At 69.8% G+C, this 26,687-nt stretch carries 19 protein-coding genes; 10 read left to right on the top strand and 9 right to left on the bottom strand.

Annotation, left to right across the window (positions count from 1 at the left end):
* Window positions 1-924: 924 nt before the first annotated feature.
* The 3 genes from ACFYY1_RS41670 to ACFYY1_RS41660 all read left to right on the top strand — a co-directional run bounded on the left by ACFYY1_RS41670 (window position 925) and on the right by ACFYY1_RS41660 (window position 3,075).
* Complete coding sequence (locus tag ACFYY1_RS41670) at window positions 925-1,359, top strand: hypothetical protein (RefSeq protein WP_388595196.1); 435 nt, start codon at window positions 925-927, stop codon at window positions 1,357-1,359.
* A gap of 219 nt (window positions 1,360-1,578) precedes the next feature.
* Complete coding sequence (locus ACFYY1_RS41665; protein ID WP_388595194.1) at window positions 1,579-2,586, top strand: Ku protein; 1,008 nt, start codon at window positions 1,579-1,581, stop codon at window positions 2,584-2,586.
* 207 nt (window positions 2,587-2,793) lie between these two features.
* Entirely contained in the window at window positions 2,794-3,075 is a 282-nt protein-coding gene (locus tag ACFYY1_RS41660) for a hypothetical protein (RefSeq protein WP_388595192.1), read from the top strand.
* Window positions 3,076-3,204: 129 nt separating this feature from the next.
* Here the strand turns inward: ACFYY1_RS41660 and ACFYY1_RS41655 are convergent, their stop codons facing one another.
* The gene (locus ACFYY1_RS41655) at window positions 3,205-5,889 is read right to left on the bottom strand and encodes an ATP/GTP-binding protein (protein ID WP_388595191.1); all 2,685 of its coding nucleotides are present in this window, start codon (window positions 5,887-5,889) and stop codon (window positions 3,205-3,207) included.
* A 219-nt stretch (window positions 5,890-6,108) separates the two neighbouring features.
* On the opposite strand from ACFYY1_RS41655, the gene ACFYY1_RS41650 reads away from it, so the two are divergent.
* On the top strand, window positions 6,109-8,133 hold the full coding sequence (locus ACFYY1_RS41650; protein WP_388595190.1) for a WD40 repeat domain-containing serine/threonine protein kinase: 2,025 nt from the start codon (window positions 6,109-6,111) through the stop codon (window positions 8,131-8,133).
* Window positions 8,134-8,489: 356 nt separating this feature from the next.
* Here ACFYY1_RS41650 and ACFYY1_RS41645 read toward each other — a convergent pair whose 3' ends face one another.
* Both ACFYY1_RS41645 and ACFYY1_RS41640 read right to left on the bottom strand, forming a co-directional pair.
* The gene (locus ACFYY1_RS41645) at window positions 8,490-8,840 is read right to left on the bottom strand and encodes a hypothetical protein (RefSeq protein WP_388595188.1); all 351 of its coding nucleotides are present in this window, start codon (window positions 8,838-8,840) and stop codon (window positions 8,490-8,492) included.
* Window positions 8,841-8,956: 116 nt separating this feature from the next.
* Entirely contained in the window at window positions 8,957-9,676 is a 720-nt protein-coding gene (locus ACFYY1_RS41640; protein ID WP_388595186.1) for an IS6 family transposase, read from the bottom strand.
* A gap of 436 nt (window positions 9,677-10,112) precedes the next feature.
* Between ACFYY1_RS41640 and cspC the strand changes: the two genes are divergently transcribed.
* The gene (cspC, locus tag ACFYY1_RS41635; protein ID WP_388595185.1) at window positions 10,113-10,322 is read left to right on the top strand and encodes a cold shock-like protein CspC; all 210 of its coding nucleotides are present in this window, start codon (window positions 10,113-10,115) and stop codon (window positions 10,320-10,322) included.
* 374 nt (window positions 10,323-10,696) lie between these two features.
* Here the strand turns inward: cspC and ACFYY1_RS41630 are convergent, their stop codons facing one another.
* The 3 genes from ACFYY1_RS41630 to ACFYY1_RS41620 form a co-directional block, all read right to left on the bottom strand.
* Window positions 10,697-11,785 carry a serine hydrolase domain-containing protein gene (locus tag ACFYY1_RS41630; RefSeq protein ID WP_388595183.1) on the bottom strand — a complete coding sequence of 363 codons (1,089 nt, stop codon included), beginning with the start codon at window positions 11,783-11,785 and terminating at the stop codon, window positions 10,697-10,699.
* A gap of 855 nt (window positions 11,786-12,640) precedes the next feature.
* Window positions 12,641-13,363 (bottom strand): response regulator, encoded by a 723-nt coding sequence (locus ACFYY1_RS41625; protein WP_388595182.1) that lies wholly within the window; start codon window positions 13,361-13,363, stop codon window positions 12,641-12,643.
* Window positions 13,360-14,586 (bottom strand): sensor histidine kinase, encoded by a 1,227-nt coding sequence (locus ACFYY1_RS41620; RefSeq protein ID WP_388595181.1) that lies wholly within the window; start codon window positions 14,584-14,586, stop codon window positions 13,360-13,362. The genes ACFYY1_RS41625 and ACFYY1_RS41620 overlap by 4 nt, the downstream gene beginning before the upstream one ends.
* A 241-nt stretch (window positions 14,587-14,827) precedes the next feature.
* Between ACFYY1_RS41620 and ACFYY1_RS41615 the strand changes: the two genes are divergently transcribed.
* Complete coding sequence (locus tag ACFYY1_RS41615) at window positions 14,828-17,068, top strand: MMPL family transporter (RefSeq protein ID WP_388595179.1); 2,241 nt, start codon at window positions 14,828-14,830, stop codon at window positions 17,066-17,068.
* A 329-nt stretch (window positions 17,069-17,397) separates the two neighbouring features.
* Window positions 17,398-19,137: an alpha/beta hydrolase gene (locus ACFYY1_RS41610; RefSeq protein ID WP_388595178.1), complete on the top strand. Its 1,740-nt coding sequence runs from the start codon at window positions 17,398-17,400 to the stop codon at window positions 19,135-19,137.
* Between the two features lie 261 nt (window positions 19,138-19,398).
* Here ACFYY1_RS41610 and ACFYY1_RS41605 read toward each other — a convergent pair whose 3' ends face one another.
* The 3 genes from ACFYY1_RS41605 to ACFYY1_RS41595 form a co-directional block, all read right to left on the bottom strand.
* Window positions 19,399-20,340 carry a GNAT family N-acetyltransferase gene (locus tag ACFYY1_RS41605; protein ID WP_388595177.1) on the bottom strand — a complete coding sequence of 314 codons (942 nt, stop codon included), beginning with the start codon at window positions 20,338-20,340 and terminating at the stop codon, window positions 19,399-19,401.
* 30 nt (window positions 20,341-20,370) lie between these two features.
* On the bottom strand, window positions 20,371-20,547 hold the full coding sequence (locus ACFYY1_RS41600; protein ID WP_388595176.1) for a hypothetical protein: 177 nt from the start codon (window positions 20,545-20,547) through the stop codon (window positions 20,371-20,373).
* 219 nt (window positions 20,548-20,766) lie between these two features.
* A complete protein-coding gene (locus ACFYY1_RS41595) occupies window positions 20,767-23,349 on the bottom strand; it encodes a hypothetical protein (protein ID WP_388595174.1) in 2,583 nt (860 codons plus the stop codon).
* Between the two features lie 154 nt (window positions 23,350-23,503).
* Between ACFYY1_RS41595 and ACFYY1_RS41590 the strand changes: the two genes are divergently transcribed.
* The 3 genes from ACFYY1_RS41590 to ACFYY1_RS41580 form a co-directional block, all read left to right on the top strand.
* Window positions 23,504-24,667, top strand: coding sequence for an ROK family protein (locus ACFYY1_RS41590; protein WP_388595172.1), 1,164 nt, complete (start codon window positions 23,504-23,506; stop codon window positions 24,665-24,667).
* A gap of 259 nt (window positions 24,668-24,926) precedes the next feature.
* Window positions 24,927-26,186 (top strand): Gfo/Idh/MocA family protein, encoded by a 1,260-nt coding sequence (locus ACFYY1_RS41585; RefSeq protein ID WP_388595170.1) that lies wholly within the window; start codon window positions 24,927-24,929, stop codon window positions 26,184-26,186.
* Window positions 26,187-26,293: 107 nt separating this feature from the next.
* Window positions 26,294-26,687: ABC transporter substrate-binding protein (locus tag ACFYY1_RS41580; RefSeq protein ID WP_388595169.1), on the top strand; the 394-nt coding region annotated here is incomplete at its 3' end.

The raw sequence follows: 26,687 nt of genomic DNA, 5'->3' as shown, positions 1-26,687 counted from the left end.
GCCCACTCGTCGTCCGTCAGATCTCCCCGCCCCACCAACAGAACGATGCTCCATGAGGCAGGGCGCGTCACCAAGATCCGCCGGACAGGCCCTAGCCATTGAGCCCGGCCCAAGCCGCCGGCACGCTGCGCGCCCGCACCGCGGCTGCGGCGCCGTTGTCTGACCGCGCGCCTGTGCGCGATCCGACTCAGCCTTCCACGGCCTGTATTTCTCCCCACCTTGTCCATGGCAACCGACAGACACCGAAACGAGCCGATGCCACACTGGCGAGGCACCCGATCGACACGGTCATCCGCAAGCTTCGTGGCGCCGCCGAGCACGAGCCCGTACACCAGTGGCCTCTGAGGGGTGCGACAGCAGGCTCGGGCTCACCGCTGACCTGAAGGTGGGACGATCACGATCCCGAGTGGGTGATCTCCGACGAGTTCGAAGCGATCCGAAACGCTGCCCGGCAGCTGCTATGCGCGGTGGGGACTTGCCATCATCGCGGCATGGACGCGGCTCTTTCCCTCACATCCGAGCCGTCGATAACGACCAGCTCGGCCTGGAGCAGAAGGCCGCCACATGTGGCTTCAGCCAGCGGCTTGAGCCTGCTTGGCATGCTGCCCCCCCACCTTCGACGAGCTTCCTGCGGCCTTGGACGCGGCGTCCGAGACGGAGCTCGCCAGCCGTTTGGACCGAGCACCGCCCCAGAGTGAGTGGGCAGAGCGGATGGCTGTCGAAGGCACCCCTGAAGAAACGTTCCCTTCGTTTGCGTGCGATTTCAGCGGACGGGCCAAGATCGTGAGACAAATCCCTGTTGGCCTCGACTGAAGCAAATTAAGGAACCCCAGGTCAGGACAACGGGAAGGGCCATGAGGACTGAGAACCTACAACAAGGGACTTGTTGCCCCGTGGGGGCTGGCGAGCGTGCCGGTGGACGGAATGCACTGCACGCTCCTGCACGCCGTAGGACTGGGCACCGACGACGTCGACATGGACGCGCTCCTGAAAGAGGTGGGGGACTACGCGCGGTCGGTGCCCCTCGCCGCGGACCGGGCGGCCACCGCCGACAAACAGCCGGCCATCGCCGCCGGCCAGCGCGCGGAGCAACGGCTGACCCTGGCGCTGCGCAGCACTCTGGCCGATGCCGTCAGTAACCGCCTGCTCCTGCCCGCCTGGTTCGCCACCGTCCTCGGCCCGGCCCCACCAGCGCGAGACACCGAACGCTGGCTCGAGTGCGCGACCCGCGTCCTGCTCTACCGCCTCACCTACCACGTCGACGACCAGGTCCTCGCCCTCGGCCCCTGCCCCGACCCCGAAGACGAACACCAACATCAGTGGTGGGAGGAACTGACCACCGAGCTCCGCCCCTGGTAACCGCACTTCCAGCAGACGCCTGCGCCGGGCCGGACGTACCCCGCGACGGGTGGGGCCGAGAGACCGCCCAGACCTGGGGAGCGCCGTGGGTGCGGTCGGTGGCCGGATCACGGTGGACCGGTGGCAGCAGTGCCCCGGCCATCACGACAAGGGTGATCAGACGTTGGGCGGGGAAGGAGCCAAGAAGCACGACATCGCAGGTCGAGGTGGTGACCCAAGATGGCCAGCCCCATATGGACGGGGATCGTCTCCTTCGGTCTCGTCTCGCTGCCGGTCGCCCTGTACACCGCGACCGACAGCCACACGATCCGCTTCCACCAGCTGCAGCGCGGCACTGCGGATCGGATCCGCAACCGGCGCGTCAACGAGCGCACCGGCGATGAGGTGGACCTGGACGAGATCGTCAAGGGCTACGACACCGGCAGCGAGTACGTGGTCGTCGAGCCCGAGGAGCTCGACGACATCGCGCCGGGGCGGTCCAGGACTCTGGAGGTGTCCGAGTTCGTCGATCTCGACACGGTGGAACCGGTCTTCTTCGACAAGACGTACTACCTCGGGCCACGGGGCGAGCAGTACGGCAAGGTGTATGCCCTGCTCCAGCGGGCCCTGGAGGAGTCGGACAAGGCAGGCATCGCGACCTTCGTGATGCGCGGGCGCGAGTACCTCGTCGCTCTGAAGGCCGAGGACGGCCTGCTGACCCTGCACACCCTGCACTGGGCGGACGAGATCCGCGACCCCCACCAGGAGGTCCCCGACCTGCCGGGCAGGACGGAGCCGACCCCGGCCGAGGTGAAGATGGCCCACCAGCTCATCGACACCCTCACCACCGACTGGGACCCGGAAGACTTCCACGACACCTTCCGGGAGAAGGTCGAGGCGCTGATCCAGGCCAAGGCCGCCGGCGAGGCCGTGGAGAAGGCCGAGCCGGCCGCGCAGCCCACCGGTGTGGTCGACCTGATGGAGGCCCTGCGCGCCAGCGTCGAGCGGGCCCGCAGCCCGAAGGACACCGGGGAGAAGGCCGGCACCTCCGAGAAGGCCGGCACCTCCGAGAAGACCGGGCACGGGAAGAAGCCTGCCGCGAAGAAGCGCACCAAGAGCTCGGACGTTGAGTCGCTACGGTCGCTGACCAAGACCGAGCTGTACGAGAAGGCCGCCAAGGCTGGCGTCAAAGGGCGCTCTGGCATGACGCACAACCAGCTCGCCGACGCCCTCGCCAAGGACAGTTGAACGGGCCGCCCCGGCCGGCTGCCACACAGGCCGTGCTCGGCCGCCGGAGAAGGTCCACCGTGGGCCAGACAGGTTTCGCCGCCGACGGGCTGCGGGCCACGCCTCATGCGCAACAGTGGACTACGGAACCGTGGCTGCAGGGGCGTGCGGGCGCGATATCGTGGAGTCTTCTTATCAGCGGTTTTGTGATCTGGCAGGAGTACCCGCGTGCCCGAGGACCCCATCGCCCAGAGCGAGCTCTCTGCCCTGACTCGCCGCTACGAGGAGACTGCGCAGAAGACCGACCGCGAGTTCGGCATCGTCAAGAGCGACCTGACCGCGCTCCGCCTCCAGGTCGGCAATCTCGACCAGAAGGTCGACGGCCTGGGCGAGCGCCTCGATGGGCTGGAGCAGAAGATCGACGTGTTCCTGTCGGAACAGCGCAGTGTGAACGCCACCCTGGTCGAACTGCTCTCGGGCCTCGTCGGTAAGGACACCTCCTCCGGCTGACCCCGGGCCTCGTCGAAGGCGCCTTTGCCAGATCGCCGTCGATACGGAGGGTGCCCCGCCGTGGCCGGCACGTGGGCCCATCGGCCCCGGCCAGACAGTGTCTGGCCGGGGCCGATGCGCATGTACGGGTCAGTTTCCGGTGCGCAGGTGTTCCTGGCGGGTCTGGACCAGGCCGTGCCATGCGGTACGGACGTCGTCGTCGCTCTTGGTCCAGCGGGTGGTCGAGGGCCGCGGCAGGGGCAGGGCGGCCATGAAGTGGGCGATGTCGGTGAAGTAGGCGAAGTCGCCGGTGGCGGTGAGCTCGCGCAGCCGGCTGATGGTGGCTGCCAGGTCCTGGTTCTCGCCGCGGACGGCGTGGTGGAAGGCGAGGGCGAGCTCCACGAAGCGGTGGAGGAAGGGGAGCCCGGCGGCCTCGATGCCGGTGTGCAGGTCCTGGGCGCGGTCGGGGACGGTGTCGGTTCCGGCGTCCTTGATCAGGGTGACGACCTGGGCGAGGAGGGTGTTGGAGCGCTGGTCGAGGCCGTTCAGGAGCTGGTGGGCGAGAGCGAGCTCGTCGCCGGCCCGGGCGGGGTCGGCGAAGGAGAGGGCGAGGGCGAGGCGGACCTGTGTCATGGCGCGCTCGCCTACGGCGCCGTGCTGCTCGGCTTCGGTGCGGCCGGCTTCGAAGGCGGTGACCGCTTGGGCGGTGTCGGCGTGGGACCAGTGGATGTCGCCGAGGACGCGGTGGTGGCGGCCCTTCCAGCCCAGGGCGGGGACGGCGGCCAGGGCGGTGGGGAAGTCGCCGGCGAGGCGGGCCAGGTTGGCCAGACCGCGGCGGGCCTTGAGCGCGAGACGGCCGCCGGTGTCGGCGACCTGCTGCATCCCGGTGCGGGCGGCGTCGTTCCGGCTGAGGTCCTTGTATGCCTTGGCCCGGTAGTACAGGGCCATCTCGGTCAGCTCGGCGGGCAGCAGGCCGGTGTCCAGGACGGTGGTGAGACGGTCGGCGGTGCGTTCGCGGTGTTCGTGCTGGCGGCGGGTGATCGCGGTGAGGAGCTCGGCCAGGGCGTCGGCGGGTGTGTCCAGTGCCGGGTCCGGTACCCCGCCGCTGGTGCTGGCCGCAGGGACGGTGGGTGGGGTGAGGGGTTCCCAGACGGAGTCGTCGGTGTAGACGAAGGCGGCGTCGGTGAGCCAGCCCAGGTCGGTCAGGCGGTGGTCGCGGGCCAGGCGCAGGCCCTGGCGCAGGCAGGCGACGAGGAGGATGCGGCTGGGGGTGAGGGCGGTGGTCGTGGCCCATTGGTCGCCGAGAGCGGCCAGGGCGCGGGTGGCGGCCTGGTGCCAGTCCGCGGGTGTCCAGCGGTCGTCGGTGTGGTCGTCGGCTTCGGTGAGGGCGGAGCGGATCGCGCCGTGCAGGTGGTACGGCCACAGGGCGTAGGGGTTTTCCGTGACGATGGGCCGCTCGGTCAGGCGCCGGGCGGGTGCCTGGTGGGTGAGGCCCGCGGCGCGGGTGGCGAGGTCGAGGTCGAAGGCGTCCAGCAGGGACACCGACCGCAGGACGTGCCGCTCGTCGGCGGTGAGGTCGGACAGGGCGCGGGCCAGGAGCGCGGGGAAGGTGTGGTCGAAGTCGGCGGGCTGCGGCTCGCGGGTGCGGCGGATCTCCAGGAAGCGGGAGGCGGCCAGGTCGAGGTGGAGGGGCAGGCCGTGGGAGCGGGCGGTGATCACGGCCCGGATCTCGGGGCCGATGAGGGGGCGGCCGTCCTTGACCAGGCGGCGGGCGAGGTGGTCGTCGCAGTCCTCGGGGGAGAGGTCGCCGATCAGGTGCTGCCGCCCGCCCGGTGCGCTGTGCCAGGGTGGCGGGACCGGGCCCGGCGCGGTGGCCAGGCCGGGCCAGGCGGTGGGGCCGGTGTGGTCGAGCTGCCCGTGCAGCGCGGGGTCGGCCCACTGCAGCCGGGACCGGCCGCTGATGACGAAGAAGCAGTTCGGCATCAGCCACACCAGGCGCTGCAGGAGGCGTTCGAGGTCGCGGTGACGGTCGGCGGTGTCCTCGAAGGTGTCCAGCAGGATCACCGGCGTGATCTTCTTGCCGGCGGGCAGGCGGCCCAGCTCCCATGCCAGCAGGTGGGGGTAGAAGGACAGCGCCTCCAGACCGGGTTCGGCCTCCAGCAGCGGGCCGAGCCGTGCGCAGCCGGCCAGGGCCCGCACGGTCTGGCGGCGCTCGCGCAGCGCGCTGACCAGGGCGCCGGTGACCTCCCCGACGACCGAGCCGACGGTGCCGGGCAGCAGCAGGGCCTGGGCGACGTCGCTGAGGGCGGCCTGTGTCTGCTGAGGCAGTGCTTTGCCGAACCGGCTGACCAGGCCGCCGCGTTCGAGGTAGGCGTCGAGCGGATCACCGGGGTGCTGGGCCTCCCAGTAGCGGCGCAGCGCGATGTCGAAGGCGGGCAGCGGCCGTGCGACGGCCGTGGCGAGGGCGGCCCGGATGGTCAGGACGACGTCCTCGAAGGTGGTGCCGGCGGAGCGGGCCAGGTCGATCCGGACGGGCAGGATCCTGTGCCCGGCCCAGACCGGCTCCCCCCACTGTGCCGGCCGGGTACCGCCGAGTGCGGCTTCGAGTTTGCGCATGAGCGTGGACTTCCCGACGCCGCCCACGCCATGGAACACGATCAGATGGGTGCGCGGCACCTCGAGGTCTGCGGGGTCGAAGCCGGGGGCGGTGACGTGCCGCAGATGTTCGGCAAGCGCGGTGGCGACGAGCTCCCACTGGCCCTGGCGGTTGGTGAACGCCTCGTCGCTCGCGTCGATAGGGTCGTTCGAACTGAACAACGCACGCAGGTCGGTCACTTGGTCCCCCCGCCGAAAGATCATCAGTCACTCAAGCCTATGCCCGTACGGACCCCCGACGGCAGGCCCGCAGATGCGCCCCGTGCCCGGGCCGGGACAACGCGGCCGGTTCCCTGCCCTTGTCTTGATCGTCAGATCGGCCGTTGCTGTTCTGCTCCCGAAACCGATGCTGCTTGGCACAATGCGAGTAACTGATCTCCTCGGTGATGGGCGGTATGGATGGACCCCCTGCAACCCGGTGACCCCCGCCGGATCGGCCCGTACCGCCTGCGAGCCAGGCTGGGCGCAGGAGGTATGGGCCAGGTGTTCCTGGGACTCTCCCCGGGCGGCGGCCGCAAGGTCGCGGTCAAGCTGATCCGTTCCGACTATGCCCGCAACCCCCAGTTCCGGAAGCGATTTGCCTTGGAGGTGCAGGCCGCCCGGCGCGTGGGTGGTTTCCACACGGCGCAGGTCATCGATGCCGACCCGGATGCCGAGGCCCCATGGATGGTGACCGCCTACATCAGCGGTCCCTCCTTGCAGGACTTGGTGCACGGCGGCACTTCGCTCGCACCTCAGGCGGTGAGCGAGTTGGGTGCGGGTCTGGCCGAAGGCCTGGGCGCGATCCACGCGTGCGGTCTCGTCCACCGGGACCTGAAGCCCGGCAACGTGATTATGGCGGACGACGGTCCGCGCATCATCGACTTCGGAATCGCCCAGGTCGGCAACGCCAGCGCCCTGACCGTTACGGGCGCACCGATCGGCACATACGCGTTCATGTCCCCGGAACAGGTGCGAGGCGAGGAGGTGGGCCCGGCGAGCGACGTGTTCTCGCTCGGCTGCGTGCTCGCCTTCGCCGCGAATGGTCATGGCCCCTTCGACGCCCCGACCATTCCCGCGATCGTGCGGCGGATCCTTGATGAGCCACCGCGCCTGGACGGCCTCGCCGACCCGTTGCGAGAGCTTGTTGCCGCCTGCTTGGCCAAGGAGCCGGCGCATCGACCGGAGATCGCCGAGATCCTGCGACGCACCGGACCATCGCCCCACATCCGCACGGAACCGGGAACCATCCCGAGCCCGACGGAACCGCCTGCTCTACCGGAGCCGCTTGACCTACCGGAATCACGGAAGCTAGGTCTGCGCGGCGGCCCGGGGCGGCGCTCCATCTTGCTCGGCGGTGTCGCGGCAGCCGCGGTAGCCGTCCCCGCGGTGGTCCTCTGGCCCAGGGACAAGAAGGACCCGGGAGACCAGGGCAAAGCAGGGAAGGCGCCAAAGAAGGCAAAGCCGAAGAGGCCCACAGCAGGCGAGCTCAACGGCAAGGTCCCAGTGGCAGGGGCGGCGTACAGTCCCGATGGCGGGACAGTCGCCGCTTCCAGCTACAGAGCCTCGACCGACGGCTTATCGGACGACAGAGGGGACAGCGGCTGCATCCAGCTCTGGGACATGGCGACCCGTCGCCTTTCCACCCTGACCCTCGGGGAATCGGACTTCCTGCCGAACACGGTGGCGTTCAGCCCCAATGGCAAGACCCTCGCCGTCGGCAGTGCCGGTTCGGACAGCGTCACCCTGTGGAACATGGCCACGGGACGAGTCCAGACCACCCTCAAGCGTGAGTGGGACTTCGACGACGATTCGTGGTCCTGGACGAACGCGCTGGCGTTCAGCCCCGACGGCAAGACGCTCGCCGTCAGCGGCCAGGACTACAACACAGGTGGCGAGGGCCAAATCCGGCTGTGGGAACTGTCGGGACGACGTCCCGTCGGCACGGCCCTCGACGGCAAGCACGAAGGGGCCTTCTTCCACGTGGCGTTCAGCCCGGACGGGCGCTCCATCGCTGCCGGCGGGGAGTCCGGAGTACGCCTCTGGGACCGTTCGAGCCACCGCGTCACCGCCCTCCGCGACTCCGTGACCTACACCAACGCGGTGGCGTTCAGCCCCGACAGCAAGACTCTCGCCAGCTGCGACGGATACTACGAGGCCTCGGACAGTACCGGCCGTGGCGGCATCTGGCTGTGGGACGCCACTACCGGCCGTACCACCACACTCACCGAGGAGATCGTGTTCTCCGTGGCGTTCCGCCCCGACGGAAAGTCGCTCGCCAGTGCCGGCAAGGAAGGGCTCAAGGTGTGGAACGTGGCCACCGGGCATGCCTCCGTACTGGACGACAGCGCCCACGACTGGCTGGCGCTCAGTCCGGATGGCACAACCCTCGCCACCACAGGCAAGAGTGCCTCGACCGAAATCCAGCTCTGGAACCTCGCATGAAGTACCTGAAGAGCTGCGCAGAAACGTGCAGCGGCTCGAACCAGAAAAGACGACCTTCGCGCGTCGCTCCACAACCTGCATGCGGCGGGAATGCTGCTCCTGGACACGGACAACGACCACGACATCGCCGTCATCCGTATGGTTGCCCAGAAACCCCAGGTTCTTCGCGCAGAATTCCTGGTAGTTGCGGGTGTCCAGGATGAAGACGTGTACGCCGTTGTCCAGCAGCGGACCGCATCCCAATTCCCAGACCTTCGCCGCGCTTTTCCATCGCGTGGCCGACGCGCCTTGCCCGGCTTCTTCCTACCCATCACGACTCCTCATCTGATGCCCTCAGCCGCACAAGACTGCGCGGGTCAGCGGTTGTTGCGATAGGTGGTGATCCCGTCGGCGACCAGGCCCCGGCCGCGAGCGGTTCGGAACTCCTCCAGCCGCTTGGCGTCGTTGTACTGCTCCGGCGTGCTGTCCGGCGGGGGTGCGTACTCCGAGCTGCGGGCCGTAGAAGCACACCACGTACCCGTGGTGCAGGGCGGCTGAGTACCAGTCGGGCGAGGCGGGGACGGTGATGCGGAGTAGACGCCGCCGTCTGGGGAGCGCAGCTCGATCCGGTCGTTGGGCAGCCGGTGCAGGGCCCAGCCGGGGACGGTCCGCAGATCGGCGAAGCCGCGGGGGAAGCGCCGCATCCCGGACGCGATGGCGCCCTCCACCTGGATCTTCGTGGCATCGCCGCCTGGGAGCCGGGACAGGCGCTGTCAAGTTGCTGAGTATGTCGGTGCCTGACGGCGCGTTGGGGCATGGTGGGGTTTGCGGTCCGGTCCTGTGGTCAGGCCGTGGTGGGCCGGCTGGCAGCTTGGGTGATCTGGTCCCAGATCGCGAAGCGGACGGTCATCTCGGCTCGGTGGTCGGAGGCTGTCATCAGGTGGCGGTGAGGGCGGAAGTGGGGTGAGATGCCGCTGAACGCGGACAGGAACCGCTGGGCCCCGCCGACGGAGCGAAATCCCTTCATGGCGCGTTCGCGCTGCCGCGTGGGCTGGTGGGAGTTCTCCGCCCGGTTGTTCAGGCCCTTGTGGGAACGGTGTTCCACCGAAGGCATGACCTCGCGGTGCGCCGCGCCGTAGGAACGGAGCTTGTCGGTGACGACCACCCTCGGCACCGTACGGGTCTTCTTCATCAGGCGGCGGAAGAAGCGTCTTGCCGCGGCCTTGTCCCGCCGATTCTGGACGAGGATGTCGAGGACGTTGCCATTCTGGTCGACGGCCCGCCACAGATACTTCAGCTCGCCGTTGATCTTCACGAAGACCTCGTCCAGGTGCCACTTGTCACCCGGCCGTGGCCGGCGTCGGCGCAGCTCATTCGCATAGATCTGGCCGAACTTTGCGCACCACCGCCGGATCGTCTCGTACGAGACGATCACACCGCGCTCAAGCATCAGCTCCTCGATCTCGCGGAAGCTGAGCGCGAAGCGGAAGTACAGCCACACGCAGTGGGAGATCACCTCGACCGGGTACCGGTGTCCCTTGTACGACGGCGGAGTACTGCCCACGGACAACCCCTCCCAGAATGACCAACCCGAAGATCATCCCACCCGTCAGTCAACGTGACAGTGTCCTGTAAAGGCATGGTCGGGGTGCTGACATCCCCTCTGCGCACCCCCCTACCGCCCGAATACCGAAATGGAGAGGGTGGGGGCGGGGCGGGCGGAGCGCCTCGGGGATCGGCGGCCGGCCTGTCCCTCTCGCGCGTCGGCGGGGCCTCGCGCGGGTCGGGGCCTGGTGCCCGGGGTCGGCGGCTGTGCCGGTCTGCCCTGCCACTCTTTGCGGCCTGAGCCCGATCACTCGATCGTGTGGCGTGGGGGTTCGTAGCCCCGCCGCTTGGCCTGGAGTTGCGTGAAGCTCCCTCTGACCTGGGCAGCCTTCCAGGAAGGATGCCCAGTAAGCCCCGCAGGTTGTCTGCCTGCTGGCACGACCGAAGGAGCGCGCATGGCGAAGCTAAAGGGCCAGGTGAAGTGGTTCAACGAGTCGAGGGGGTTCGGATTCATCACGCCTGTAGACGGCAGCGAGGACGTCGTCGTGCACTTCAGTGCAATCCAGGGCAACGGCTCCAAGACCCTCGTCGCGGGCCAGAACGTTGAGTTCGAGATCCAGGACGGTCGGAAGGGCCCGGCCGCAGCCAACGTCGTCCCGATCTAGGAACGTCGGGCGGCCGGCGCCTGTGGCGCTGGCCGCCCGACGCGTCAGGATGGTTCGCGTTCGACGAACTGGGCCTTTAGATCGGCGATCCGCTTGTCGGCGAAGCGGACGTTGTTCGGTGGCCGGCAAGTCCCTCTCGCGCGTCGGCGGGGCCGCGCGCCGGTGCCCGTGCCCCGTAGGGACAGTGCGGCATTGCCCGTCCTGCGATCCTGCGATCACGCCGGTGTAGGCCGTTGGCGCGCACGCGCACCGGCCCGCGCACCGGCCGCCGCCGGTGCGCGCATGGTGGGCATTACGAGATGCCGGGGAGCGCCCCCGGGCCGGTGCGGGCGGATCGCTGTCAGGCGTGGCCGCAGGAGCGTGTCAGGCATGGCTCAGCGGCACAGGGCCCTGTTCACGACGTGGTCGACACGCTTCCTGGCCGCCTCGTCGGACAACTGCATGGTCACTGCGACGTTGGCGGCGCGGCCGTCGTCGGTGGCGCCTCCCCTGGTCTCGTATCCCGGGAAGCTGCCGCCATGGCCCCAGTAGAGGCCGCCGCACGGCAGCGGTTTGCTCACGAGCCCCAGTCCGTAGCGTGCGCCGGGGCCGAAAGTGGCGTCGGCGGGTTGGGTTCCGGTGCGCATCTGGGTGAGCTGGGCTTCCTGGAGGAGGTCGCCGGACAGGAGCGCGGTGAAGAAACGGTTGAGATCGGAGTCGGTGGAGACCAACTGACCTGCGGCCCACCCCCAGGAGGGGTCGATCTCCGTGACATCGACCAACGGCGCGTCGGCCGAAACCCGGTAGTAGCCCTTGGGATGGGCCTCACGGATGGTGGCGTCGCCCGGGGCCGGGAAGTAGGTGTGGTGCAGACCGATGCGCTTGATGATGCGCCGGTCCATCTCACTGGCGAGAGTGTGGCGGGTGACCTTCTCGACGATCAGCCCGGCCAGCACGTAGTTCGTGTTGCTGTACTTCCAGCCCTCCCCGGGGTCGAAGTCGGCCTTGTGCTGGAGAGCGATGCCGAGAAGCTTGCGGGGGGCGAAGTACCGGACGTCGTCGCCGAGGTAGTTGCTGTAATTGGGGAGTCCGCTGGTGTGCTGGAGGAGCTGACGAACAGTGATGCGGCGTCCGTCGATGCCCTCCCCGCGTACCAGCCCCGGCAGATAGGCGTCGACCGGTGCGTCGAGGCGGATCTTCCCTTCGCCGACCAGTTGCAGCACGACCACAGCGGTGAACGTCTTGGTGTTGCTGCCGATCCGCACCTGCCCGTCCCTGGGCACCTTCGAGCCGGTGGCCAGATCGCCGACTCCTGCGGTGTACGTACCGGTATGCCCCGCACGGTCCGTGACGCTCGCCAGCGCGGCGGGCAGGCCATCGGAGTGCAGCAGCGCGTTCAGGCCCTGCTGGACGGTGTCCGGCCCGGGGGCGGCGGACGCCGCGGGCGATGCCAGTACACCCACCGTCAAGACGCCCACGACCATTGCGGCCGCGGCTCCGCGCCGGCGGCCCCGCCGCTGCCCGGAAGAATGAACCCTCTGCCATGCCTGCTCGCGCACGAGCCAACTCCTCTGCAAACAATGGGAAACAGCGGTATGTGCCGGAACCAGTATTTCCGGATGCGAACGCCCCGGACGATCCCGCTACCCGGCGGGCTTCAGGTAGGGCTACCCCCCCCGGGACCGGCGCCGCCGAGCACGCGGCGCTCTGACCCCGCTGGTCGGGGCCCGGGTCCTGCGCGCCACTCTTCACCCGGGCCGTTCATCTGTCGTGCGTCGCTTCCCGGTACTCAGCCGTCAGTGCGTCGGCGATGGGCTGGTGCTGCGGCTTCCCTGAGGAATCCGCAATCGGCGATCCCGGACGCGCCGCGCTCCGGCCGGCTTCGCGCACCTCGGCCCGTACACCCGGCACACCCACGCGGTGGACGGCATCCAGATGGACTCACGAGGTCCCGGACCGGGGCCGGCCGACGGGCTCGCGTCGCCGGCTGGCGCGGTCGCTGCGTCTTGGAAGCGGGCGCTGCCATCACCGCGTCCGCACGTCACTCGGCGCGGCACGGGATCGGCGGCCCCTGCTCGTCACGCGCCCGCAGCGTCATCGCCGCGGATTCCCGCGTCGGCGCCGGGCATTCCGAGGGCGATCGGGCGCCAGGCGGCAGCCCACGAGACCTCCACCGCCCCGGAGTTGTCGGCCGTCTGCCGGGCCAGGCCCGGCTATGGGAACTCGGGGAGTTACCCGGTCTCGCGGCGGGCCGCACGGGAGTTCCGGTAGGCCCTGCCGATGACCCGGCACTTTTCGGCACCACCCTGGGCAAGCAGTGAGCACACCGGTCGGCCCGGCTATGCGGTGTTTGCGTCGCCGCGCGGGTTGCCGGTTGCCCCGCGGGCGGTGACCAGCCCCGATTCGTAGGCCGCGATGACCGCCTGGGCGCGGTCACGGACGTCGATCTTGCCGAAGATGCTGGTGATGTAGTTCTTGACCGTGGAGACGCTGATGTCCAGGGCGTGGGCGATCTCGGCGTTGTCGAGACCGGTGGCCATCAGACGCCACACCTCGACCTCCCGGGGTGTGAGTTCGCCCAGGTCGGTGGGGAGTGGCCGCGACGCGCCGTGAGGAACCCGTACGTAGGTGGAGATCAGCCGGGTGAGCAGACGCGGCGCGACGACGGCCTCGCCTGCGTGGACGGTGCGGATCGCCGCGCTCAGGTCCTCTGGCGAGCTGTCCTTGGGCAGGAACCCGCAGGCTCCGGCGCGCAGGGCGCCCACGACGTACTCGTCCATGTCGAAGGTGCTGAGGGCCAGGACCCGGCAGCCGGGCACGGTGGCGGCGAGTTCCCCGGTCGCGCCGACACCGTCGAGGACGGGCATCCGGATGTCCATCACGACGACGTCGGGGCGCAGCCGGCGGGCGAGGGCGACAGCCTGCGCGCCGTCCTCGGCCTCTCCCACGATCTCGAAGGACGGGTCGGGGGAGAGGATCAGCGACAGGCCGCGCCGGACCAGCGGCTGGTCGTCCGCGATCAGCACTCTGATCCTCGATGTGTTCGGCCGGGTCCCGGTCATCGGTGTGCCCCCTCGCGCTGGACGGCTGCTTCGGCCGCCTCGTCCGTGGTCAGTGGCAGGTCGGCCACCACTGCGAACCCGCCGTCGGCCTGCGGGCCGACGGTGAGGGTGCCGCCGTGCAGGGCGACGCGCTCGCGCATGCCGATCAGTCCGTATCCGCCCGAGCCCATCGACGACGCCCCCTCCTTCGACGGTGTACTCCCGCCGTCGTCCCGCACTTCGACGGTGACCCGATCCTGGCGATATGTCAGCCGTACGGACGCGCGGGCGGGCCCCGCATACTTGCGGGCGTTGGTGAGGGCTTCCTGGATGATCCTGAAAACCGTGAGGCCGACGGTCGGCGGCAGCGGGCGCTGCGGCCCGTGGACGCTGAACTCGGTCGACAGTCCGGCAAGGCGGGATTCGACCACCAGACGGTCGAGGTCGTCGATGCCCGGCTGGGGCTGCGACGGCGCGGACTCCGGTTCGTCACCGGCCCGCAGCACATCAAGGAGCTGGCGCATCTCGCGCAGGGCGAGCCGCCCGGAGGATTCCAGAGTGACCAGGGCATCCCGGACCACCTCCGGCCGGGCGAGGTTGGCCCGGGCTCCGCCGGCCATCAGCTGCATGGTGGTGATGTGGTGGGCCACGATGTCGTGCAGCTCCCGTGCGATGCGGCGGCGTTCGTCGGCCACCGCACGGTCGGCGAGAAGTCGGCGGTTCGCCGCCACCTCCCGCTGCCAGCGGTTGACCGCCATGGCGGTGCCGACGACGATCAGGGCGGAGAGGGGCGTGACAGCGGCATCCTGCCAGGACGGAATCCGGCCGTGACTCTGGCTCAGCAACGTCAGCGACACCGTCGCGACAGCCGCGACCGCCGTCGCCCGGCCGGTGCAGGCCCTGGCGACCGAGTACAGGGCGACCAGCAGGACGGCACCGAAGTGTCTGGGCAGCGGCGCGGTCAGAGTGGCTGTCGTATCGAGTGCCAGTACGGCAGCGAGCGCCACCAGCGGGTGACTGCGCCGGACGAGCAACGGCAGGGCTGCCAGCGCGACGAGGAGGAACCCGGCCACGCTCACGGCGTATCGGCCGCCGGGGTCGTCGAAGAACACGTAACTGAGCAGGTTCATCGCGCAAGCCCCGCCGGTCACGAGCGCGTCGTTGCGGGACCACGGCGGCCCGGCGCCGTCGATGTGCAGCGGCTCCCGGGCATCGCCGGGCCCGATATGTCGGCGCCTGCGCATGTCTGTTCTCCCTGTGTACGGCCTTCTGGCCCCCGGTACAGGGTTTCACAGCAACCGCAGTGGCAGCACCGTCGGCGGCAGCTCGCGGCCCGCGACCAGGATGGGGACCAGGACCTGGGTCCTGGTCTCTGGCCGGGGCAGGACCCAGGGCCCCGGCCTGGATCATCCGCTGCCACGATGCCTTCCGGCCTCTTGGGGTGATGGTCTGGATACCGGCCGGGAGCCCCTGGCAGACGTCCGCATGCAAGCCCGTCCGCCGGAGGACACCGTGATCCGCGCCCTGACCGGATACTCCACCAGACACCCGTGGAAGGTCATTGCCCTCTGGGCGGTGCTGGGTGTCGTGCTGAGCGCCCTGGCCCCGACACTGATCGGCCGCGTCACCCAGAACCAGACCGGGGATTTCCTGCCCAAGAGCTACGACTCGGCCGCCGCCCTGGAGATCGCCGAGGAACAGTTCGGGGTGAACCCCGACGCCACCACCGTGACGATGCTGGTCGCCCGGTCCGACGGCAAGGCTCTCGGCGCCGCCGACCAGAAGCGGGTCGAGGCCGAGGCGGCGAAGCTGGCGCAGCGCCGGGTGATCATGCCCAGGGAGGACGACAGACCGAAATTCCTGGTCCCGGACCGCTCCCAGACACCCCGGATAGCCCCGGCGGCGGTGGCACCCGACCGGAGTTTCGAACTGCTCTCCGTCGAGCTGATCGGGAACCGTACGGACAAGGGGCTCCAGGGCGTATACCGGGCCTTCCGGGACACTGCCCGGACGCAGTTCTCCGAGGCGGGGATGCGCACCGGCTTCACCGGAAGTCTCGCCGACACCGTCGACACCACCGATTCCCACGAGACCGCCGCGAAGGTCGGGAGCGCCCTCCTCATGGGGCTCATCCTGCTGATCAACGTGCTGGTGTTCCGCAGCGTGCTGGCGGCCCTGCTGCCGCTGGTCGCAGTCGCCATGATCATCGGCGTGGCGGGCGGAGCCGTCGCGGGTGCCGCGATACTCACCGGGCGCAAGCTCGACGCGGGCACACCTGACCTGATCAGCGTGGTCCTGCTCGGCATCGGCATCGACTACCTGCTGTTCCTGCTGTTCCGCTTCCGCGAACAACTGCGCGCCCGGCCGGAGCAGTCCGCTCGCGAAGCGGCCCGGCAGGTCTCGGGACGGGTGGGCACCGCGATCACCTCGGCGGCGCTGACCATCGTGGCCGCGTTCGCCACGCTGGGCGTGGCGACCTTCGGCCAGTTCCGCTCGCTGGGCCCCGCCATCGCCGTCGCGGTCCTGGTGATGCTGCTCGGCAGCCTCACCCTGTTGCCGGCGCTCCTCGCGGCCGCCGGGCGCAACATGTTCTGGCCCTCCAAGACCCTCGGCCACGAGCCGGGCGAGGGGCGCGCCGCCCGCTTCGGGGCTCTGGTCGCACGACGACCGCTGACGATGGTGCTCGCCTCCGTCGCCCTGCTTGCCGCGCCGGCCGCCGGGCTGATCGGGATCCGCATGGACTACGGACAGGGCAACACCGCTGCCAAGACCCCTGCGGCGGCCACCGCGACCGAGATATCCCGTGCGCTGCCGGCCGGAGTGTCGGACCCGACGAGCGTCTTCGTCACCGCCACTGACGGCGGCACCCTCACCGCAGGCCGGCTCGACGGCCTCTCCCGCGCTCTCACCCAGGTCAAGGGCGTGGGCCAGGTCGCACGGACTGTCCTGAACAAGGACCACCGCGCCGCCCGGATCGACCTCTACCCGACCGTAGACCCGCAGAGCCAGCAGGCCCGCGACCTGGCCTCCGGACCCGTGCGGGCAGCGGCCGCCCAGCACACACCCGCCGGAACGACGGCACACGTGGGCGGAACGGCGGCGATCTACGCCGACATCTCCACCGCCGTCGACCACGACCTGAAGATCGTGTTCCCGGTCGCGGCCGCACTCATCGCGCTCATCCTCCTGCTCCTCCTGCGCAGCCTGCTCGCACCGGTGATCCTGATGCTCTCCGTCGGGCTCGGCTTCGCCGCCACCCTCGGCGCCGCCACCCTGCTCTTCCAGCACGGCCTCGGCAAGCCGGGCGTCAACTTCTCCCTCCCGCTCGTGCTGTTTCTGTTCGTCGTGGCACTGGGCACCGACTACAACATCCTGATCAGCGACCGGATCCGGGAGGAAATGCAGCAACCGGGCCCGGCCCGCGCCGCCGTGACCCGCGCGCTGCAGCACACGACACCGGCCATCGCGACCGCAGGCCTGGTCCTTGCCGGCTCCTTCGTCACCCTCGCCACGACCCCGGGCAACGAGCAGATCGCCTTCGCGATGACGCTCGGCATCCTGCTCTCCGCGCTTGTCCTCTCGCTGGTGCTGGTTCCCGCCCTTTCCGCACTCCTCGGACGGAGCATCTGGTGGCCGGTCCGCCCACGGCCCACCAAGGGAGGCCACCCGCAGCACCGTGCGAACGCACCTGCCCCGGAACCCGACCGAGTCATGATGGCGGACTGACCGAACGGCTCAGGTGACCCGTGAGCACCTCACCTGTCAGGCGTGGCCTCGCATGGTTGAGCGTGCGCACCCGTGACAGCCACCAGATGTTTCAAGAGCCGTCAGAAACACCCTGGAAGCCCACTGGAAGTCTTGAAAATGCGCGCGGCCTCTTGCCCGATCGGCATGTAGGGGCGAAGCGGTTGAGCCATGCAGTCGAAACAAGACCTTCGTCGGACTTCCAGGTCCACGGCGACGAGGTGCCTGGCACCGAGCCGAAGCCGGCTTCCGCGCCGCCCTGGACACCGCGTTCCGCGCCACCGACCGTACCCGCCAACCCAAGGAAACCCGTGACCATCCTCAGCCCCACCGCGCGGCGCGCCTCCGTCGCGAGTCTCAGCCTCGCCGCCTGCTTCATCACTTCCCCCGCCCTGGCCTCAGCTTCTGAGGCCCCCGCCAAGAACGGCACCGGAGCCGGGCTCGACCAGTACTACCGGCAACACCTCGGCTGGGGCAGCTGCGTCACGGGCCCCGTCGACACGACGGGCCGCGATCTGGACAAGGCCGGTGTGCAGTGCGCGGACGTCACCGTGCCGCTCGACTACTCCCACCCCGCAGGGCGCACGATCACCCTCGCGATATCCCGGCTCAAGGCCACTGACACCCACCACCGCATCGGATCGATCCTGCTGAACAACGGCGGGCCAGGCGGACCTTCAGTCCAGTCGCCGCCGGACATCCGCAAGGCGATGAAGGACGTCGGTGCGCGCTACGACATCGTCGGCTTCGACCCACGCTTCGTCGGCCGCAGCACCCCACTGGACTGCGGATGGCCCGTAGGCACGTCCTGGTTCTCGGCCGGCACCAGCCGGGCAGGCTTCGACCGCCAGGTCGCCCTGCAGAAGAGCCTTGCCAAGAAGTGCCACACCCATGACGCCTCAGTGCTGCCATACATCAGCACCCGCAATACGGCCCGTGACATGGACGTCGTCCGTGGCGCGCTCGGCGAGCGGAAGATCTCCTACCTCGGCTACTCGTACGGCACCTACCTGGGCACGGTTTACACCCAGATGTTCCCCGGCCGCTACGACCGCGTCGTGCTCGACGGCGCGGTCGCCCCCGCCGACTACGGCCCCCGCCTGACGAAGGGCACCGAGCGCGCAAGCGAGAAAGCGCTGTCCGCCTGGGCCGCGTGGGCGGCGGACCGCGACGCCGAATACGGCCTCGGCCGCACCCGCGCCCGAGTGCTCACCACCGTCGACCGCGTCCTCAAGGCGTCCGCCAGCGGCCCGCTGACCGTCGGCACCGGCCCGGACACCTTCCGGATCGACGACACCCAGGTGCCAGTCCTCCTCTACTCCAGCATCGGGGACGACACCGACCCGACCCGGGCGTTCCTCGCCGAGCAGCTGACCGTTCTGAGCAAGGCCGCACAGGGCACGGCGCCGACGCCGCTCTCGCCGGAGTTCACCGCGACGCTCCGGTACCTACTGCACAGCGCGGCCGAACCGTCGGGAGTCCAGGCCGCGATCCTCTGCGGGGACGTGGCCGCCCCGCGCGACCCCGAGGTCTACTGGCGCGACATCGAACGCAGCCGCGCCACGCACCCGGTGTTCGGACCCATGACCAACAACATCGGCCCCTGCGCCTTCTGGGACCGCCCCCACGAGGAACCCACCCAGGTCCGCCGCGACGCCCCGGTACTGATCGTGGCCGCCACCGGCGACCCCCGCACCACCTACAAGAGCAGCATGACCCTGCACGAGCAACTGCCCGGCTCCAAGCTGCTCACCCTCAACGGCGCCAACCGGCACGCCCTCTTCGGCCGCTACGGCAACGCCTGCGTGGACGACGAGGTCAACAGGTACCTGGCTACCGGCAAACTGCCGACGGAGAATCAGACTTGCGTCAAGCGCGCCGGTGAGGCGTCTTCGCCGGATTTGATGACGACGAAGGCGTTGTCCGCGCCGATGGGGGCGTCGATCAGCATCAACACCGCGGCGATCACTGGTGTAGCCGCCGCGCTGGTCGTCGCCGGTGGCGGCACCGCCGCCGCAGTACGCCGCCGCAAGGCCCGCCGCGCCGCCTGAGCGGAACCGGCGCGACCCAAGGCGGCATCCCCTCGGTGGGGTGCCGCCCTTCGCCGGCGTCTGGCCCACCGTCATTCGCTATCGATTCCCGGTGTGGGTCGGGGTGTGGGAACGGGGCTGGGCTGGGGTGTTGAGAGCGTGTGAGCGCGGGTTCGCGGGGGCGTGGGCCTGCTGGTCTGGGGTTGTCTCTTCGGTCTGGGGTTGTCTCTTGCTCTGCTGAGTGGATGGCAGGCAGACACGTCGGGCTCTGGGACTGTTGGTTCAGAACGAGTCGCCATGCCAGTGGGTTGCTCCTGTGGCCTGCAGTGTGGCGTGTATCGCTTCCGGCGGGGCAAGGAGTGGGCGGGCCATGCCCACCGTCTGTGTCCGTTCGCGGGCCTGATCCTGGGCGAGGAGCCGGGGCAGGGCGGCGCGGACGGCTGGGTCCTGGGGGAGGTGGGCCCGGCCGACTGCGGCGCCCGCCGTACGGGCCCGGCGGGCCACCGCAGCGAGCAACTCACCGAGGGCCGCCGGTGCGGCTTGCGTCACCGCGCACTCTCGGACTTCGACGGCCTCGCCGATGTGCTGGGTCACGGTGTAGCCGACCGCCGTCCCCCCGTTGTCCTCGGCGATCAGCCATTCGGCGCCGGGGCCGTACCAGGCGGGCACGCGGTGGATCCAGTCGTTGGCCGTCCGCACCGCGGTGAGTGGGCGTGCGGCGTTGAATCCGGCGTGCAGTTCTGCCAGCCGCGGGGCGTCGGTCGGGGTGGCCGCACGGATGCGGAAGCGGGGCTCGGGTGGGTCAACAGTGGTGAGCGGGCCCTCAGTCCAGGAGGTGCGGAAGCCGGTCCAGCCCGAGCGCTCGTAGACCCCGGGAGTGGCCGTGAACAGCAGCGACCATGCGCAGGACTCGGCGGTCATGGCCTCGGCGGCAATGGCGAGCAGTCGGCGAACCAGGCCCTGGCCCCGTGCCTCGGGGCGGGTGGCGACATTGCCGATACCGCCGACCCGTTCGACCCGGCCGTGGGCGTCGCGGAGCTGCCGCGGCACGTAGCAGACGACGGCGTCGACCGTGTCACCGCGCGCGGCCACGAAGGTCCGCCGGTGGCGGTCGGGGTCCAGGGCGTGCAGCGCCGGGAGGTGCGGGGCGTCGAAGCAGATCGCCCATAGCGCGTGTACGGCTGCCTCGTCGGCCGGGGCGAGGGTGCGCAAGGTGTGTGTCATGGTGTCAAGTTCCCTTCTGTGCTGACCCGGTCACAAAGGGTGGCAGAGCTGAGCGTCGTACGCCGTGTACGCGGCGGGGCAGATGAAGCGCATCCCGTGCGTCTGTTCGGCGAGCACGCCGCCGTCCACGACGATCCGGGCCCCGTTGATGTACGCCCCGGCGTCCGAGGCGATCAGCAGCAGCGCGCCCACGTTCTCGTCGGGCACCGAGTAGCAGCCAAGCGGAATACGCTCCTGGTAGGCCGTCTCGAACGCATCGCGGTCGAAGGGGGAGCGCGCCGTCGATCGGGGTCCGGACCGTGCCGAGTGCGAGGGTGTTGGCGGTGATGCTGTGCGGTGCGAGTTCGACGGCGAGGGCTGAGCGCCGCATCGACGACACCGGGCCACGGCGTACGGTCGCCGTGGCCCGGTGTCCGCGCGTGGGTGTCACCTGCGCCTGGTCCGTTGAAGGCTCACCGCGTCGACGTATCCGGTCATGAGGTTCCACTCGGACGAGTACAGCGAGACGCGGACCGACGCCGTTCCAGGCGGAGCCGTACCACTCGCCTGCGCGTCGATCCAGCGCCGCTGGTCCGCGCTGCGGAGCGGTGCGCTCGCCATCCGGCCGACCGGCTGGCCGGCCCCGTCGAGGAAGCTCAGCAGCAGCACCGAATCGTCAGTGCTTCCGTCCTCGATGTATACCTTGGCACGGGCCCGGTAGTACGCCCCCGCGGCAGCCGGCACCGGCTTACTGGTCAGCTCCGCCGACGCCTCGGGGCCGCTCCGGGCCGCATCGACGATCTTCATGCTGCGTCTGCCGGTGTACGCCCGCTCTTGGGAGAGGGTGAACAGGGTGTCACCGCCCTGCCACCCTGGGGCGGCGCCGTCGTCCAGCGGCGCCACCTCGAAGCCGGCGTTGTCGACGGCCACGGCGCCGGGCAGGCCGTGGCGCACCGGGATCATCCGCAGCCGGGACTCCGCGGTCTTGCCGAGGAAGTAGATGTTCTCGTGGCCGTCGGCGCCCCGGGCCAGGGTCATGAAGGCGACCTCCTCGTCGTAGTCGCCGAGTGTCACGTGGTCCATGGTCTTGGGGTCCACAACGGTGAGCTTGCTGGCCAGGGTGGTGTACAGCAGGCCGTCGGCGCCCTGGCGGAGGTAGACCGGCCGCCACATGCCGTAGTTCTTCACCTCGGGGTAGACATTCTTGTACTTGACGACCTGGAGGGTGGCCGGGTCCATCGCGAACAGGAATCCGTCGGCCGCGCCCCACAGCAGGCCGTCGCGGCCGAAGCCGAGACCGCTGATCATCTTCGGGCTGTCGAGGCCGGGGAGGTCGAGAGTGAACTCCTTGACCTTGCGTTCGCCGGCGACATCCCAGACGAACATCTTGGCCTCGGACTCAGTGGCGTCGGTTCCCAGACCGCCGTGGACGGTGGTGGAGCCGTAGATCCGTCCGCCGCGCTGGGCGAGCCCGGCGACGCTCTGGTTGTGGACGATGTCGGGGTAGGTCTTCTTCTCCCCGCTGTCGGGGTCGTAGATGGTCAGCGCGCCGCCGAGCTTCCCGTAGTCGGGGATGGAGCCGATGAGCAGCTTGCCGTCGTGGGCCTTCATCACGTACGGCCGGTCCTGTTCGGAGCCGAGACGGAACTTCTCGGAGACGGCCGGGGTCGCCGCGTCCAGCTTCGCCGAGGAGATGATGCCTCCGGGGTAGATGCCGAAGTACATCGTGTCGCCCAGGCCCGCCATGCCCTCGGCCTGGCCCATCGGGAAGCGGGTGGTGCGGCCGGTGCGCGGGTCGAAGCGGGACCCGGTGCCGCCGGGGTAGCCGCTCATGAACAGCGTGCCGTCCGGCGCCGCCTCCAGGTTGTGCAGCGGGTTCGGCGCGCCCTGCACCACCGAGGGCAGCGCCTTGCTCCGCCGTGACGCGATGTCGAAAGCAGTGATCCTGCCGCCCGACTGCAGGGTGACGAGCGAGGTCCCGGGGAGGTCCGGATCATTGAGCGGTATCCAGGCGGCACCGCGCAGCGAGGTACCGAAGGCGATTTGGGTCGAGCGGGACTCCAGCGTCGCCGTGTCGATCTCGTACAGCTCGCGGTTGTTGGTGACGTACACCTTCCCGTCCCGCGACTGAAGCTGGTTGAAGGAGAAGACCCCAGCGTCGGAAGGCGTGTTCTTGCCGACGGACTTGTCGCTCCACTTGCCGGCGTCGAGGTCGTAGAAGAGCAGCTTCATCTGCGGGTCGGCGAACTTGACGAACAGCCAGCCGTCGACGACCGTCATGTCGTAGGCGAAGGGCACCTTCTGGGGCTCCACTCCGAGGAGCGCCGGGACCTGGTCGGAGATCTTCGTCTTCGTACCGGTGGCGGTGTCGAGCCGGATGACGTCACCGACGGAGCCCACGCCCGCGTAGACGGATCCGTCGTGGTAGGCGATGGAGCGCACGTACTGCTGGCCCGGCACCATCTGCCCGTAGTCGTGGAAGTCCTTGCTCTGCGGGTCGTATCTGAACACCTTGCCGTTGGGGAAGGTGCCGATCCAGACATTGCCCTCCGGGTCCGTGGTCATCGACCACAGCGACTTCTCGCCCGGAACGGTGCCGAGCTTGCGCACTTCCTTGTCGGCCGGGCTGTAGCTCCACAGCTCTCCCGTCTGGCCGCCGGTGATGGCGGCGATGTAGACGGTGCCGTCGGGGCCGATCGCATGCCGCCAGGACTGCTGCACGCCAGGCAGCGTGAACGAGCGCAGCAGCCGGTTGTCCCGGATGTCGATGACGTTGAAGATCGCGTTCTCGGCGGAGACCGTCGCGTACATCGTGGGCCGGCCGTCCTCCGTACCCACCACGGCGTCGTTGACGGAGACCGTTTCCTGCTGGACGCCGAGGTCGGTCTCGGGGCCGAACCACGTCCGGTCCAGTGCCGATTTACTGGTGCCGCCACCTCCCCGGGCCGCGGCCAAGGGTGCAGGACCCGCGACCAGAACGGTCAGGGCGAGCAGCAGGATGAGGAGTGGTCTAGGGCGTTTTCGGGGCACCGTGGTCCCTCCAGATTATGAGAGTCTTCCCAATAAGTGGGCGTTTTATCGCGGACTTGAGCGACCTCAGCGCCTTCTTGGCGCTTGACCATCGCAATGTTTTCGTGGACTCTCTGATTAATCCCTATGGCTGAAACGACGTCAAGAGGAGTACATGAACGCATCCCGACCCGCCGGCGGTGACTTGGCGCAGCTGCGTCGGCTCAACGCGTTCGGCGCGCTGCGGGCGCTGAGAAGCGCCGACGCGCCGGTGACGCTGACCGAGCTGGCCACGCTCACCGGTCTCTCCCGCGCCTCGGCGGAGGACCTCGCCACCGAGCTGACCGACCAGGGGTGGGCGGCCGAAGTCCCGCCCGCGCCCGGCACGGTGGGGCGGCCGGCCCGCCGTTACCGGTTCCGGGCCGAGTCCGGTTACGTCTTCGGGCTGGACATCGGCGCCCACAGCGTCCTCGCCGTGCTCGCCGACCTCTGCGGCACGGTCGTCACCACGGCCCGCCGAACGGTGCCGCCGGACATCCGGCGCGCCGACCGGCTCGCCGTCATCGGCGACGTGATGACCGAGTGCCTGGACGACGCGGGAATCGACGCCCACCGGATCTGGACGATCAGCGCCGGCACCACCGGCGTCGTCGGCCCGGAGGGAGACGTCGTACTCGCGGGAGCGGCCGCCGACTGGACCGGTGTACGGCTCGCCGAGCACTTGGACGAACGCTGCGCCGGGGCGGTCCTGGTGGACAACGACACCCGACTGGCCGCACTCGCCGAGCAACGCCTCGGTGCGGCACGGGACATCGAGGACGCCGTCTACATCCATGCCGGTCTCGGCCTCAGCGCGGCGCTGATCATTGGCGGCCGGGTGCACCGGGGATACGGCGGCGCGGCGGGCGAGATCGGCAGCTTCCCCGTCACCCCCTGGGCGACCGCCGCCACCCGCCTGGCGTGTTGTCCCGCCGTCCCGTCCGACGTACCCCCGCGGAACGCCGCCGCCCATGTGCTGGCCGCCGCCCGCCGGGGCGAAACCGCCGCCGTGCGCGCCGTCGACCGCTACGCCAGCGACGTGGCCCTCGGCCTCGCGGCCATGGTGCTGACCGTCGACCCGCAACGGGTCGTGCTGGGTGGGGGACTGGCCCAGTCCGCCGATGTCCTGCTCCCCCGCCTCCGTAACCGTCTGGAGCCGCTGTGCATCCGGGTCCCCGATCTCCAGCCGTCCTCGCTCGGCGACGACCGGGTCGCGCTCGGTGCGATCTGGCGAGCCGTCGAGCACGTCGAGACGACGTATCTCGCGCACAACCGGCGGCCCACGGCGGCGCGCCTGTGAACGGCCGTTCCGGACCTCCCGTCATCGACCCGGGCAGCCCGTGTTCCGGATCGCAGAGACCACTGCGCGGTCCGCCTTCCGGCTTTCAGGCGGCCCCGGTACGCGCCGTATGCATCGGCAGCCGGCCCCTGTCAGCTCTCCGCACCCAGTAACCGTTGACGGCTCCGCGTCCAGGCATCGCCGCGGGAGACGCCTCCCGGCCCCACCGTACGCCTTGTCCGTCGCGTGCCTCTCCTTCACCTCCAGGGAGCTCTTGGGAATGTCCATGCACCTTCCGATATCCGATCGGCCCGTCCGCGTGGCTCTCGTCGGCGCCGGCAACCGCGGCCTCACCTATGCCGCGTGGATCAAAGCCCACCCCGAACGCGCCCGCCTCGTGGCCGTGGCCGATCCCCGGCCGGCGGCCCGCGCCGCGGCCGGGGCGGAGCTCGAGTTTGACGACTGGCGGCCGCTCGTCGAGGGGGACGCCATCGCCGACGCCGTCATCGTCGCCACCCAGGACCGCAATCACGTCGAGCCCGTCCTGGCGCTGGCGCGGGCCGGGTACGCGATCCTCGCCGAGAAGCCACTGGCGCCCAGCGAGGCCGAGACCCGCACCCTCATCGAGGGCGTGGAGAAGGCGGGCGCACTTTTCGCCGTCTGCCATGTCCTGCGCTACACCCCCTACACCGACCTGGTGAAGGAGGTTGTCGGCTCGGGCGTCCTGGGCGAACTCGTCAGCGTCGAGCACCTGGAGCCGGTCGGCTGGTGGCACTACGCCCACAGCTATGTGCGCGGGCCGTGGCGCAGCGAGCAGGACTCTTCCCCGATGCTGCTCGCCAAGTCGTGCCACGACCTGGACTGGATCTCCTACGTCACCGGGGAGCGCATCGAGCAGGTCGCCAGCTTCGGTGGGCTCAAGCACTTCCGGCCCGAGAACGCCCCTGCCGGTGCCGCGGAGCGCTGCCTGGACTGCGTCGTCGAGGACGGCTGCCCCTACTCCGCACTCAAGCTGTACGTGCCGACGCTGCGCGAGAAGGGCGCGGTCTGGCCGGTCACCCACGTCACGGACTCCACGGACGAGACCGAGCTGCTGACCGCGCTGCGCGAAGGCCCGTACGGCCTGTGCGCCTACCGCGTCGACAACGACGTGGTCGACCACCAGGTCCTCGCCATGCAGCTGTCCGGCGGCATGACCGCGACGTTCACCATGGTCGCCTTCACCGAACAGACCGACCGCCAGACCCGGATCTTCGGCTCGCACGGCTGGCTGCGGGGCGACGGCAAGCGCGTCACCGTCCACGACTTCCGCACCGACGAGGTCACCGTCCACGAGGTCGACACGAGCGGTTCCAACGCAGCCGAGGGACACGGCGGTGGAGACACGGCGTTGGTTGATGCCTTCGTCACCGCCGTCGCCACGGGTGACGCCGGGGCGGTCCGCTCCGGCCCCGCCACCTCGCTCGGCAGTCATCTGGCGGCGTTCGCCGCCGAGCGTGCCCGGCACACCGGCACCGTCCAGACGGTCCCGGCGCAGTGACTCCCTCTGAAGGGCCTGTCGTTCGGCCCTCTTCCCGTCCCACCCTCACGTCCTCGGAGGACCAGCTCATGTCCCGTCTTCTTTCCCGCCGTTCCAGAGTCCGTGCCGTGGCCGCCCCCGTGGTGGCGACCGCGCTCGCCGCCGGTGTGCTGGCCGGCTGTTCCAGCGGTGGCGACGACAACACCGTGACCATGTGGACCTACCCGGTCATCTTCGACGAGGCCAAGAACAAGGCGTACTGGGACGGCCTGGTCAAGGCGTTCGAGAAGGAGCACTCGGGCGTCAAGGTGAAGGTGGAGACCTTCCCGTGGGCCAACCGCGACACCGCGCTGGCCACCGCGATCGCCTCCGGCAAGGGCCCGGACGCGGTCTACCTGATCCCGGACCAGCTGCCGAAGTACGCCAGGAGCATCGTCCCGGCCGACGACTACATGCCGGCCGACGCCAAGTCGGACTACACCGACTTCGCGCTGAAGTCCGTCACGATCGACGGCAAGGCGC

It is taken from the genome of Streptomyces sp. NPDC001890 (assembly GCF_042891445.1).
Lineage (GTDB): Bacteria > Actinomycetota > Actinomycetes > Streptomycetales > Streptomycetaceae > Streptomyces.
This window is presented reverse-complemented; position numbering and strand designations above follow the sequence as displayed.